General features: G+C 64.5%; 9 protein-coding genes, 1 tRNA gene and 2 pseudogenes. 1 reads left to right on the top strand and 11 read right to left on the bottom strand.

Going from position 1 to position 12,564, the window contains the following annotated elements; translation table 11 throughout:
- Window positions 1–39 precede the first annotated feature (39 nt).
- A pseudogene (locus AVS7_RS25435) lies at window positions 40–513 on the top strand (RAD55 family ATPase); the annotation flags it as partial.
- A 57-nt stretch (window positions 514–570) separates the two neighbouring features.
- Here AVS7_RS25435 and AVS7_RS10485 read toward each other — a convergent pair.
- The 11 genes and pseudogenes from AVS7_RS10485 to cysS all read right to left on the bottom strand — a co-directional run bounded on the left by AVS7_RS10485 (window position 571) and on the right by cysS (window position 12,549).
- Complete coding sequence (locus AVS7_RS10485) at window positions 571–1,326, bottom strand: electron transfer flavoprotein subunit beta/FixA family protein (protein ID WP_020228361.1); 756 nt, start codon at window positions 1,324–1,326, stop codon at window positions 571–573.
- A gap of 43 nt (window positions 1,327–1,369) precedes the next feature.
- Window positions 1,370–2,581 (bottom strand): DUF6537 domain-containing protein, encoded by a 1,212-nt coding sequence (locus AVS7_RS10480; protein WP_020228360.1) that lies wholly within the window; start codon window positions 2,579–2,581, stop codon window positions 1,370–1,372.
- Between the two features lie 5 nt (window positions 2,582–2,586).
- Window positions 2,587–2,870, bottom strand: a pseudogene (locus AVS7_RS10475) (transposase); the annotation flags it as partial.
- Between the two features lie 60 nt (window positions 2,871–2,930).
- Window positions 2,931–4,694, bottom strand: coding sequence for a DNA methyltransferase (locus tag AVS7_RS10470; protein ID WP_020228358.1), 1,764 nt, complete (start codon window positions 4,692–4,694; stop codon window positions 2,931–2,933).
- Between the two features lie 282 nt (window positions 4,695–4,976).
- Window positions 4,977–5,069 (bottom strand) — tRNA-Ser (locus tag AVS7_RS10465).
- 43 nt (window positions 5,070–5,112) lie between these two features.
- Window positions 5,113–6,381: an aspartate kinase gene (locus AVS7_RS10460; RefSeq protein WP_034690581.1), complete on the bottom strand. Its 1,269-nt coding sequence runs from the start codon at window positions 6,379–6,381 to the stop codon at window positions 5,113–5,115.
- 38 nt (window positions 6,382–6,419) lie between these two features.
- Window positions 6,420–7,427 (bottom strand): tRNA lysidine(34) synthetase TilS, encoded by a 1,008-nt coding sequence (gene tilS, locus AVS7_RS10455; RefSeq protein ID WP_020228356.1) that lies wholly within the window; start codon window positions 7,425–7,427, stop codon window positions 6,420–6,422.
- A gap of 51 nt (window positions 7,428–7,478) precedes the next feature.
- Entirely contained in the window at window positions 7,479–9,323 is a 1,845-nt protein-coding gene (locus tag AVS7_RS10450) for a methyl-accepting chemotaxis protein (protein WP_020228355.1), read from the bottom strand.
- Between the two features lie 102 nt (window positions 9,324–9,425).
- Window positions 9,426–10,403 carry an acetyl-CoA carboxylase carboxyltransferase subunit alpha gene (locus AVS7_RS10445; RefSeq protein ID WP_020228354.1) on the bottom strand — a complete coding sequence of 326 codons (978 nt, stop codon included), beginning with the start codon at window positions 10,401–10,403 and terminating at the stop codon, window positions 9,426–9,428.
- 61 nt (window positions 10,404–10,464) lie between these two features.
- On the bottom strand, window positions 10,465–11,124 hold the full coding sequence (locus tag AVS7_RS10440; protein ID WP_034690579.1) for a DNA-3-methyladenine glycosylase: 660 nt from the start codon (window positions 11,122–11,124) through the stop codon (window positions 10,465–10,467).
- A gap of 48 nt (window positions 11,125–11,172) precedes the next feature.
- Complete coding sequence (gene cysS / locus AVS7_RS10435; RefSeq protein ID WP_020228352.1) at window positions 11,173–12,549, bottom strand: cysteine--tRNA ligase; 1,377 nt, start codon at window positions 12,547–12,549, stop codon at window positions 11,173–11,175.
- Window positions 12,550–12,564 lie beyond the last annotated feature (15 nt).

The following is a 12,564-nucleotide window of genomic DNA, read 5'->3' as shown; positions in this document are numbered from 1 at the left end:
CATTGTGCTTACGGACAGGCCGGCTCGCGCCGGCGGTGGATTGTCCGTTTACACAAAATTCTGCACACCCTCCATGCGCTCGACGATGTCCTACGTGGCAATGGCTTGCTCTCCGGCAGCGCATCGGCCGTTATCGGGCAAACTGGCACTGGCAAGACCACCTTGGCACTCGCTTTTGCGGCTGCTTCCGACACTGACAGCCGAGGGCTGGTGCTTTCTTGTACGGAATTAGCGGCCGACCTTCGGAGACTGGGCTCCGACGCGGGCCTTGGTATCGAGGCAGCCATTACATCTGGCGCATTGGTGATCAAAAACCTGGGCCACGAGGACGAATCGATGGATGAAATGGGTCACAAACTGCTGCGGCTGGTTGATGAACTGAAGATTCGCCGGCTTGTAGTAGATGGTATCGCTGGTTTGGCTGACACGTTGGCATTTCCGGAGCGCGGCTACCGTTTCCTTGGGCGCTTGCTACTGGAGTTGCGCCGCAGGGAAGTGACCTCCCTGTTTACCGTGGATCGCGCCCTTGATGGACGCGTTGTCGTGTTCAGCAATAACGAGTACCGACATTTAGATCACCTTCGCTTCGTTCTTGAGTTTCTCAACCAGGGCGGCCACGTCGGCCACCTTCACGCCGGCGCCGCGCTTGGCGGGCTCGCTGACCTTCAAGGTCTTGAGGCGGGGCGCCACGTCCACGCCGAGGTCTTCGGGCTTGACGGTGTCGAGCTGCTTCTTCTTGGCCTTCATGATGTTGGGCAAGGTGACGTAGCGGGGCTCGTTCAGGCGCAGGTCGGTGGTGATGACCGCCGGGATGGACAGCTGCAGCGTTTCCAGGCCGCCGTCCACTTCACGCGTCACGTTCACCTTGTCGCCCACCACTTCCACCTTGCTGGCAAACGTTGCCTGGGGCAGGTCGGCCAAAGCAGCCAGCATCTGGCCGGTCTGGTTGGCGTCGTCGTCGATGGCTTGCTTGCCCAGGATCACCAGGCCCGGTTGTTCCTTGTCCACCAGGGCTTTGAGGAGCTTGGCCACGGCCAGGGGTTGCAGATCGAGGTCTGCGGGGGTTTCCACCAGGATGGCGCGGTCGGCGCCAATCGCCATGGCGGTGCGCAGGGTTTCCTGGCACTGGGCCACGCCGCAGGAGACGGCGATGACTTCGGTGACCAGGCCTTTTTCTTTCAGGCGCACGGCCTCTTCGACGGCGATTTCGTCAAAGGGGTTCATGCTCATCTTCACGTTGGCGATGTCCACACCCGTGTTGTCCGATTTGACCCGGACCTTGACGTTGTAGTCCACCACGCGCTTGACGGGGACGAGAATTTTCATATGTATCTCCTTTGGAATGGGTAGCAGCTTTGTCCTGGCTGCCTTAGCCTTGGGAAAGGCCGGTCTTCGTTCGCCAGCGGGCCAGGAGTTCCAAGGCCTTCTTCTGCGCGACCTCGTGCTCGCGCGTCTTCACATGGCCATAGCCTCGCACTTGCTGGGGCAAACGGGCGAGCGCCAACGCCTCGTTGAAGTTGTTGCTGTTCAGGTCTTTCAGCAGGTCTTCAACCAAGGCCTCGAATTCGTCGATTGCCGCACGTTCCTCCCGCCGCTCCCGAGTCCAGCCGAACGGATCGAAAACTGTTCCGCGCAGGAACCGCAAACGGGCCAGGAGACGGAAGGCCGTCTGCACCCAGGCGCCGTAGCGCTGCTTGACTGGACGGCCTTGCGCGTCGCGGCGCGCCAGCAGCGGCGGTGCCAGGTAGTAGCTCACGGTGAAATCACCTTCGAAGCGCTCTTGCAGCCGGGCGAGGAAATCACTGCTGGTGTGCAGGCGAGCAACTTCGTATTCATCTTTGTAGGCCATCAGCTTGTAGAGGCTCATCGCGACCTCGCGCGCCAGGCGCTCTCCCCCGACACGCGCCTTCTCGACATCGGAAACACGCCGCACGACCGCCGCGTAGTGCTGCGCGTAGCGTGCATTCTGGTAGTCGGCGAGCCGCTCAGTGCGATCGGCCAGAATGCTCGCAAGAGACGCTGTTCTGCTCGGCATCAGTATCACCTTCTCGTCGGAAGGCAGGCCGGCCGCGCGGCGCACCGCAGCAGGATCCAGCGCAGCCTGGCGTCCCCAGGCAAACGCTGCGCGGTTCATGCCCACCGCGGCGCCGTTGAGTTCGATGGCGCGCAGCAACGAATCCTCTTGCAGAGGCACCCAGCCTTTTTGCCATGCAAAGCCCAGAAGGAATACGTTGGTGGCCACGGCATCCCCCATGAGGGCGGCCGCCAGGCGGGAGGCCTCCAGAGACTCCACCTGGGCAGCGGCCAAGCCGACCCGCTTGAGCATCGCATCGGGCGACGCCTGCCAGTCGGGATCCCGTGTAAAGCTGCCCGTGGGGGCCACGTCCGTATTCAACACGGCGCGAGTGCGCCCGGACGCCATGGAAGCAAGCGCATCCCCGGCCGCGGCCACCATCAGGTCGCAGCCGAGCACCACGTCCGCCTGTCCGCGCGCTACCCGCGCGGCATGCAGTTGGACGGGATCCGCCGCCAGCCGCACATGGGACATCACAGCTCCGCCCTTCTGCGCCAGGCCTGCCATGTCCAGTACCTCACCCGGACTGCCTGGCAAAGTACGCGGCGGCCTTTTTTAGGATATCGCGCTCCTCAGTCACGCGCTTGAGTTCGGCCTTCAGGCGTCGCAGCTCCTCGGTCTGGGACGTCTGCAACTGGCGTTCTGGCGCGGGCACTGCATAGGTCTTGATCCACTTGTACAGGCTGTGCTGGCTCACGCCGATCCGGGCAGATACCTCGGCCACCCGGTGGCCTCGCTCCGTGATCTGCTTGACCGCTTCGATCTTGAATTCTTCGGGATATGGCTGCTTTGTCATGGCACTTCCTATTGGGCCTCAGGTTTGAGGCTCGAAGGTGTCTAGTTCAGCCGGGGCGATTCAGTTGCTTGCTAAGTTTGCCCATTTGAACGACGTGTGAGCAAATACGATCTGGTGACCTGTCGCAAAAACTAGTGGCCAGAGAATGGGAACCTGCACGCCTTGGCAGATGGAATTGGTTGACACGAATGCTGTCGCAGATGAGGCCTTTGCCCCATAGTCAGCAGCCTTCATAAACCAGCCAGCCACATAGTCGAGAGTCTTCCACCCAGTGCCATGGGCAGCGAATACAGCAGCCAAATCTGCTTTCTGCGCATCAGACTGCCATTTGCTGCCAAGGTACGGGGGGTTGCCGCATATGTACGTCTCTCCGCCATCGTTCTCGAAATCAATTTCCTTTTGGTCCAACGGCGTGAGAAAGAGGTCATCAGCGACCACCTTCACACCAGTGCCTGAGGGCGGACAAATGGACAACCAGTCCAACCGCAGTGCATTGCCGCATACGATCCAGTTCTGCGCATCCAGCGGCAAGAACTCAGCCAGAGCATCTTTCTGGCCTCGATAGAGCACGTCACACTGGAACTCCGCAATGATGAGCGCCAGGCGTGCAATCTCAGCGGGGAAGTCGCGCAGCTCGATCCCACGAAAATTTGTCAGCGGAATTTCGCTCCGCAAATGGACCTCATCTCTACGCCGGTTGATCTCCGCCTCTATTTCACGCATCTGCTTGTATGCGATGACCAAAAAATTGCCCGATCCGCAAGCTGGATCAAACACCCGAATTCGGGCCATGCGCTTGCGCAGGTTCAGCAGCTTGCGCTCGTTGTCTCCTGCATCGGCTAACGCTGCTCGCAGGTCGTCCAAGAACAGAGGGTTTAGCACCTTCAAGATGTTGGGCACACTGGTGTAGTGCATACCCAATGCCCCACGCTCATCGTCGTCGGCCACGGCCTGGATCATGCTGCCGAAGATGTCGGGGTTGATCTCCCGCCAGCTCAACGCACCAGCATGCAGCAGGTAAGTGCGGGCCATCCGGGTGAATCGCGGTACCTCTGTACTGCCGGAAAACAAGCCCCCGTTCACATATGGGAAGCCGTTGGCCCAATTGGGTAGGCGCGGATCAGAATTGGCACGCTCGGAAACCTTGATGTTCATGGCGCGAAAGATTTCAGACAGCACCTGATGGGTGTTGCTTCCGTCATTCGCACTCATCCGGTCCACTGTCTGGGTGAACAGGCCCTTCCCATCGAAGATGTCCGTGTCTTCGGCAAAGAAGCAGAACACGAGGCGGGCCATGAAGTGATTCATGTCGCTACGCCGTTCTTCCTTGGCCCAGTCAGGGTTCTCACGCAGCAATTCGACGTAGAGCTTGTTCAGACGCCCTGTGGCTCGAACGTCGATGGGGTTGTCCTTGATCTCCTTGATCGTGGAGATGCCCGCCAGCGGCAACAGGAACCCGAAGTGGTTCGGGAAGTCCTCAAAATCGCACGCGATGGTCTCACCGCTGATCAGCTCTTCGGCTTCGAGTGTCTGACCGTCGGTGGCCAAGATGAACTTGGCTTTGGCCTTGGTGGTGGCAGGGCTGTCTCGCAGAGTGCGGAGCGATTCACCCACAGCGCCAGCGTCGCACACAGCAATGTGGATGTTGTTGCGCAGGAGAACCCCGCCAGGCACGTCTGAGGCGTTGTTGTTGCCCGTGCGAAGGCGTTTGAGGGTCGTTTCCTTGTTGCCAAATGCAGCCAGGAAGGCGTAGGGAAATTCCGCAGCGTCAAAAGGTTGGGCAGCGAGGTCCGATACGGCGGACTCGATTTCGACCGCGTTCATGGTTTTTGGGAGCAGCTATTCATTCTCTTGGAATAGTAGCGGCGTTTGTGTCGGCAATCGGCGTCCACTCACAGTGGCAGTGGATGGTCGTCAATCAGATCGCCACGGTTTGAGAGAAGATGGCGAGATGCTGGGCTGTACACACGCGTCTGGGCAGATCAAACTTCAGATTTGTCCAACGACGTTCAACTAAAGCCAACATGCCATGGCATACCAAATGGCATACCAACTGAGCCAGAAAACAAAAAACCCCAAGTGAATCAATCACTTGGGGTTCGGTGCTGGCGGAAACGGAGGGATTCGAACCCTCGATGAGGCTCTACACCCCATACTCCCTTAGCAGGGGAGCACCTTCGGCCACTCGGTCACGTTTCCAATCCCGCTATTGTAGCCTGATTTTCAGGCCGCTCCAGCAGATTCAGGCAGCTTGCTGGTCCAGTTCGAACGCCTTGTGCAGGGTGCGCACGGCCAGCTCGACGTACTTCTCGTCGATCACGACCGACGTCTTGATCTCGGACGTGGAGATCATCTTGATGTTGATGCCCTCTTCGCTCAACGCGCGGAACATCTTGCTGGCCACGCCGACGTGGCTGCGCATGCCGATGCCCACGATGCTCACCTTGGCGATCTTGTCGTCGCCTACCACGCTCTCGGCGCCCAGCTTGGGCAGCACTTTGTCCTTGAGCAGTTCGATGGTGCGCTGGTAGTCGTTGCGGCTGACGGTGAAGCTGAAGTCGGTCTTGCCGTCCTTGCTCATGTTCTGGATGATCACGTCCACGTCGATGTTCGCGTCAGCCACCGCGCCCAGGATCTGGTAGGCGATGCCGGGCGTGTCGGGCACGCCGAGCACGGAGATCTTGGCTTCGTCGCGGGTGAATGCGATGCCGGATACGACGGCTTGTTCCATTTGTGCGTCTTCCTCAAAGGTGATCAGGGTGCCGGACTTGGCTTCCTCGTTGATGTCGATGTCCCAGGACGTGAAGCTGGAGAGCACGCGCAGCGGCACCTTGTACTTGCCGGCGAACTCCACCGAGCGGATCTGCAGCACCTTGCTGCCCAGGCTCGCCATCTCCAGCATTTCCTCGAAGCTCAAGGTCGCCAGGCGGCGCGCCTCGGGCACGACGCGCGGGTCGGTGGTGTAGACACCGTCCACGTCGGTGTAGATCAGGCATTCGCTGGCCTTCATCGCCGCGGCGACGGCGACGGCCGAGGTGTCGGAACCTCCCCGGCCCAGCGTGGTGACGTGACCATCGCCGTCGATGCCCTGGAAGCCGGTGATGATGACCACCCGGCCCGCGTCCAGGTCGGCGCGCACGCGCTTGTCGTCGATGGATTCGATGCGCGCCTTGGTATAGCTGCTGTCGGTGCGCACCGGCACCTGCCAGCCGGCATAGCTCACGGCCGGCACCCCTTCGGACTGCAGCGCGATGGCCAGCAGCGCCGAGGACGCCTGCTCGCCCGTGGCGGCCAGCATGTCGAGCTCGCGGTGGTAGGCCGAGGCGGCCTTCGACGGAGCGAGCTCCTTGGCCAGCCCCAGCAGGCGGTTGGTTTCGCCGCTCATGGCGCTGGGCACCACCACCATCTGGTGGCCCGCCCGCGCCCACTTGGCCACGCGCTTGGCGACATTGCGGATGCGCTCCGTGGAGCCCATCGAGGTGCCGCCGTATTTATGAACGATCAGTGCCATGGAATATCTTGCAGTGACGGGGGCATCGGTTCACGGCGCTAAAAGTCATGCGGTTTTGGCGCGCCGTCGCCCCGTGCGGAAATGAGGTCCAAAACCTGTTGATTGTACCAACCGAGCGACTCGCTCTCGCGCACCACGTGGCCGCGTCCCACCTTGATGCGGATGCGGTGCCCGCGCGTGGTGCAGGCGGCGATCTGGTCGAGCAATTCGCCCAATTGCGCGGCTGCGGGCGTGGTGCCATGCACGGTGCGCAGCCAGTGGCGCAGCACATTGGCCTGGCGCGCGCGGCTCAGGGACCGCAGCGCGGCGATGCGGGGAGGCTGGCCCACGGCGGCCAGGTCGGTCTCGGCCAATTCCTGCAGCAGTTCGCTAGCCTGCGCAGCATGGCCGCAACTGCGCGCGAAGGTGTCGCGGAACTGCGGGAAGGCCTGCTGCAGCGCGGGCAGCAGTTGCCTGCGGATGCGGTTGCGCATGTAGCGCTCGTCGGCATTGCTCGGGTCTTCCACCCAGGGCTCACCGCGCGCCTGCAGCCATGCGCGGATGTCGGCGCCGGCCACGCGCAGCAAGGGCCTGTGCCAGGCGATGCCGCCCCGCTCCCAGCGCGCGGGCATGGCCGCCAGGCCGGGGATGCCCGCGCCCCGCGACAGGGCCAGCAGCAAGGTTTCCACCTGGTCGTCCGCATGCTGTGCGATCGCTATGTCTTTGATAGCTGCTTGCGCTTGTCCATCAAGCGCCAGGGCCTCAAAAGACTTGTAGCGCGCCTGGCGCGCGGCGTCCTCGGGGCTTTGGCCAGGGGCATGCCGCGCATCCACGCGCTGCACAACCAGCGGCACGCCCAGGCGCGCGCACAAGGCCGCGCAATGCTGCTCGAACCCGTCCGCCGCAGCCTGCAGCCCATGGTGCACGTGGAAGGCATGCACCTGCCCAGGCCAGCGCTCGGCGCAGGCCAGCAGCAGCGCCGTGGAGTCCGCACCGCCGCTCAGGCCCACGGCCAGGGGAAGGCGGGGAGCGAAGCGGCGGATCGCCGCGTCAAACGCCAGCGTCACGCGGGTCTCGGCTGCAGGATGGTCATGGCGGCCGATTATCGGCCGCCCCGTTCAATGCGCCGGCGCGGGAAGGCGCGCGGGCTGGCGGTCGTCGTGCAGGCGGAAGGTGCCCACCACCTCCGACAGGCGCACCGACTGGTCCTTGAGGCTGGCCGCCGCGGCGGCGCTTTCCTCGACCAGGGCGGCGTTCTGCTGGGTCATCTGGTCGAGATGGTCCACTGCCTGTCCCACTTCGCCGATGCTGGTGCTCTGCTCGGTGGTGGCGGCGGTGATCTCGGCCATGATGTCGGTCACGCGCTGCACGGACTGCACGATGTCGGCCATGGTCGTACCCGCATCGTTGACCAGGCGCGAGCCGCTCTCCACCTGCTCCACCGATGAGCCGATCAGCGCCTTGATCTCGCGCGCGGCCTCGGCCGAGCGGCCCGCGAGGCTGCGCACCTCGCCCGCCACCACGGCGAAGCCCCTGCCCTGCTCGCCCGCGCGCGCGGCCTCCACGGCCGCGTTGAGCGCCAGGATGTTGGTCTGGAACGCGATGCCGTCGATCACGCCGATGATGTCGTTGATCTTGCGCGATGCGGCATGGATCTGCTCCATGGTGCTGACCACATTGCCCACCACCTCCCCACCGTGCCGCGCCACGCTGGAGGCCTGCGCGACGAGCTGGTTGGCCTGGCGTGCCGCGTCCGCGGTATGGCGCACGGTTTCTGTGAGCTGCTGCATGGACGCTGCGGTCTCCTGCAGGCTCGACGCCGTGAGCTCGGTGCGGCTCGACAGGTCCTGGTTGCCCGTGGCGATCTCCTCGGAAGCCAGGCGCACCGAGTGGCTGGCGTCGCGGATCTGCGCCAGCACGCCCGCGAGCTTGCCCGCGAAGTTGTTGAAGCTGCCGGCGATCTGCGCCAGCTCGTCCTGTCCGTGCGCGTCGATGCGGCGCGACAGGTCGCCGTCGCCCTCGCCGATCTCGTGCATGGCGTCGCGCACCAGCGTCAGGCGCCGCAGGCGCCGCGCCAAAACAGCGGCCAGCACGGCCGTGGCAATGGCCAGCACGGCGATGCTCGCCCACACCGACGCCTGCAGCATGCCGGCGATGGAAGCCAGCGCCTCGCGCCGGTCGAGCGCGATGGCCAGTAGCCACGGCGTGTCGGCCACCGCCGAAACGCTGAGCAGCACGGCATGGCCCTGCAGGTCGAGGGCCTGCAGCTCGCCTCCCTGCGCCATGGCGGCCAGGCCCTGCGCTGTGAGCGTGGTCGCGATCTCCGTCGCGGGCTTGAGCGCGAGCTTGGCATCCGGGTGGGCGATGATGGCGCCGCTGCCGTCCACGAGGAAGGCGAAGCTCGACGGCGTGGGTTTGATGGACGTGACGTTGGCGATCACCGAGGCCAGCGAGACATCCCCCGCCAGCACGGCCCGGATGGCGCTGCCCTCGCGCACCGCGCGGGCGAAGGTCACCACCAGGCCGTTGCCGCCCGCGTCGGCATAGGGCGGCGTGATGGCAGCCGCGCTGGCCTGCGCCGCCTGCCGGTACCAGGGGCGCGAGGTGGGGTCGTAGTCGGCCGGCAGGTTCTGGGGCGTGGAGAAAGCCATGCGCTTGTCCGCATGGGCGATGTACGTGGTGACGAATCCGCCCGCCTTGGCCAGCATGAGCAGCGGCCTGGGCTGGTCCGCCTCGTCCAGGGCCGCGCCGGCGGCCTCCACGATGGAGGCCTTGGCCTTGGCCCAGTCACGCAGGGTTTCGATGTGGCTGTGCGCCAAGGCCCGGGCGTTAGCCGCGAGCGACGCATAGGCATGCGAGCGCACCGATGCGTAGTTGGCCGCCGTGAGGGCCGCCAGCGCCGCCACCAGGCAGGCCAGTGACAGCAGCAGGATCTGGCCCCGGAGGGTTTTCCCCAGTGACATGCAGGACTCCTTCCATGCGCAGCGCGTTCCACGGCCGCGAGGAAATCATCCTACATCTTGATACAGAGCAAGGCGATGGTCGGGAACCCTGCCCCGGCCGGGTCAGCGGCTGTCGGCCTTGGTGTCGGTGAAGCGGCCGTAGCTTTGCAGGCGCTCGTAGCGACGCTCCAGCAATTCCCGGGCCTTGAGGTCGGCCAGCTGGCGGTGGGCATCGCCCAGCGCGCGCTTGAGGAAAGCGGCCATCTGCTTGTGGTCGCGGTGCGCGCCGCCCACGGGCTCGTTGACGATCTTGTCCACCAGGCCCAGGGCCTTGAGGCGGTGCGCCGTGATGCCCATGGCGTCGGCGGCATCCCTGGCGTTGTCGCTGGTCTTCCAGAGGATGGAAGCACAGCCCTCGGGGCTGATGACCGAGTAGATCGAATACTGCAGCATGATGACCTGGTCGGCCACGCTGATGGCCAGCGCACCGCCCGAGCCGCCCTCGCCAATCACCGTGGTGATGATGGGCACTTCGAGCTGGGCCATCTCGTAGATGTTGCGGCCGATGGCCTCGGACTGGCCGCGCTCCTCCGCGTCGATGCCGGGGTACGCGCCGGGCGTGTCGACGAAGGTAAACACGGGCAGCTTGAACTTCTCGGCCGTCTTCATGAGGCGCAGGGCCTTGCGGTAGCCCTCGGGCTTGCTCATGCCGAAGTTGCGCACGGCGCGCTCCTTGGTGTCGCGGCCCTTCTGCTGGCCGATCACCATGCAGGCGTGGCCGTTGAAGCGCGCGAGGCCGCCGACGATGGACTGGTCGTCGGCGAAGTGCCGGTCGCCGTGCATCTCGACGAAATCCGTGAAGATCTCCCGCACATAGTCCATGGTGTACGGACGCTCGGGATGGCGGGCGATCTTCGTGATCTGCCAGGGCGACAGGTCGCTGTAGATGTCCTTGGTGAGCTGGTGGCTCTTCTTGCTGAGCTGGTCGATCTCCTCGGAGATGTCCACCGCGCTCTCGTTCTGCACATAGCGCAGTTCTTCGATTTTGGATTCCAGTTCCGCGATGGGCTGCTCGAAATCCAGAAAGGTCTTTTTCGCCAAGATGTTTTCTCCTCGGGCTCGTCCGGCCCGTCGTCGTTCGCTGCTGCTGCCGGGCGGTGGATCAGTAGTCCACCGGCAGGGGCGCGAGCGATCGCCAAATATACCAACTCGCCACACTGCACCAGGGTTTCCACGCCTCCGCCACCTCGCGGGCATCGCTGCGGCTCACAGGATCGCCCGAAAAGTAGTGCTGGCTGATGCCCTGGATTAAGGTGGCGTCGTCCAGCGGCAGCACGTTGGGGCGCGCCAGGTGGAAGATCAGGAACATGTCCGCCGTCCAGCGGCCGATGCCGCGGATGGCCACCAGCTCGGCCACGATGGCCTCGTCGTCCATCGCGTCCCACTGCTTGACGTGCAGGCGGCCGCTGTCGAAGTGCAGCGCCAGGTCGACCAGGTAGTCCACCTTGCGCGCCGACAGGCCGGCCGCGCGCATGTCGTCCACCTTGAGCTTGAGCACGTTGCGCGGCGTCATGCTGCGCGGCAGCGCGGCGAACTGGTCCCATACGCGCTGCGCGGACGCCACCGACACCTGCTGGCCCACGATGCTGCGCGCCAGAGTGGTGAAGGCGTCGCCGCGCTGGGCCAGCGCCACGTCGCCCAGATCCGGGATCAGGCGGCGCATCACGCGGTCCTTCTTGACGAGGTGCTTGCACGCATCGTCCCAGTAGGCCGGCGGCGTGAGCTGCGGCACCTCGTTCACTATCTTTTTACTAGCTGCCACCGCTTACCCCGCCTGCGCTGAAAGCCAATTCGACTGCAAATGCGTCATTCACTGCGCCGCCTCCCAGGTGGTGCCCGTGGGCGCGTCCTTGAGCACGATGCCCTGGGCCAGCAGCGCGGCTCGGATGCGGTCGGCTTGCGCGAAGTCCTTGGCGGCCTTGGCGGCCGCGCGCGCGGCGATCTGGGCCTGGATGGCGGATTCGTCGAGCGCCGCACCCGCCTTCAGGAACGCCTGCGGGTCATCCTGCAGCAGGCCCAGGTACTTGCCCAGCGCCTTGAGCAGCCCAGCGGCCTCGGGCGACTTGCTGCGGTTCACCTCGCCGGCCAGGTCGAACAGCACGGCAACGGCCTCGGGCGTGCCGAAGTCCTCGTCCATGGCCGCCTTGAAGCGCGCGGCATGGGGCTCGGTCCAATCGACGTCCACCACGGCGGGCGCCACCAGGCTGAGCGCGGTGTAGAGGCGCTTGAGCGCTGCGCGGGCATCATCCAGGTGCACGTCGCTGTAGTTCAGCGGGCTGCGGTAATGGCTGCGCACGACGAAGAAGCGCACCGTTTCCGCGTCGTATTCCTTGAGCACGTCGCGGATGGTGAAGAAGTTGCCCAGCGACTTGGACATCTTCTCGTTGTCCACGTTGATGAAGCCGTTGTGCATCCACACCTGCGCGAAGGGCTTGCCCGTGGCGCCCTCGCTCTGGGCGATTTCGTTCTCGTGGTGCGGAAACTGCAGGTCCGCCCCGCCGCCGTGGATGTCGAAGCTCTCGCCGAGCATCTCGCAGCCCATAGCCGAGCATTCGATGTGCCAGCCCGGACGGCCCTCGCCATAGGGGCTGGGCCACTTCACCTCGGCCGGCTCCTCCGGCTTGGCGCTCTTCCAGAGCACAAAATCCAGCGGGTCGGCCTTGCCGTCCTGCACGGCCACGCGCTCGCCCGCCTGCAGCTCGTCGAGCGACTTGCCCGACAGCTTGCCGTAGCCAGGAAAGCGCCGCACGGCGTAGTTCACGTCGCCGTTGGCGGCCTGGTAGGCCAGGCCCTTGCCCTGCAGCATGCCGATCATCGCCAGCATCTGCGGCACGTACTCGGTGGCGCGCGGCTCGTGCGTGGGGCGCTCGATGCCCAGGGCGTCGGCGTCCTGGTGCAGCGCGTCGATCATGCGGTCCGTCAGGCTACGGATGCTCTCGCCGTTCTCCACGGCGCGGCGGATGATCTTGTCGTCGATGTCGGTGATGTTGCGCACGTAGGTCACGGCCAGGCCCGACGCGCGCAGCCAGCGCTGCACCACGTCGAAGGCGATCATCGAGCGCGCATGGCCCAGGTGGCACAGGTCGTAGACGGTCATGCCGCACACGTACATGCGGACATGGCCCGGCTCGAGCGGGGAAAACTCCTCCAATGCACGCGTCAGCGTGTTGTAGATACGCAAGCTCATGGGTTTCTTCTCGGG

It is taken from the genome of Acidovorax sp. MR-S7 (genome assembly GCF_000400995.2).
Classification (GTDB): Bacteria; Pseudomonadota; Gammaproteobacteria; order Burkholderiales; family Burkholderiaceae_C; genus MR-S7.
The sequence above is the reverse complement of the archived record's forward strand: the minus strand, read 5'-3'. Positions and strand labels throughout refer to the sequence as shown.

Bases quoted from the DNA above. Each gene is read 5' to 3' on its own strand.
- AVS7_RS10480 (WP_020228360.1), bottom strand. From the start codon at position 2,581: ATGGCAGGCCTGGCGCAGAAGGGCGGAGCTGTGATGTCCCATGTGCGG.
- AVS7_RS10485 (WP_020228361.1), bottom strand. From the start codon at position 1,326: ATGAAAATTCTCGTCCCCGTCAAGCGCGTGGTGGACTACAACGTCAAG.
- AVS7_RS10460 (WP_034690581.1), bottom strand. From the start codon at position 6,381: ATGGCACTGATCGTTCATAAATACGGCGGCACCTCGATGGGCTCCACG.
- AVS7_RS10450 (WP_020228355.1), bottom strand. From the start codon at position 9,323: ATGTCACTGGGGAAAACCCTCCGGGGCCAGATCCTGCTGCTGTCACTG.
- cysS (WP_020228352.1), bottom strand. From the start codon at position 12,549: ATGAGCTTGCGTATCTACAACACGCTGACGCGTGCATTGGAGGAGTTT.
- AVS7_RS10470 (WP_020228358.1), bottom strand. From the start codon at position 4,694: ATGAACGCGGTCGAAATCGAGTCCGCCGTATCGGACCTCGCTGCCCAA.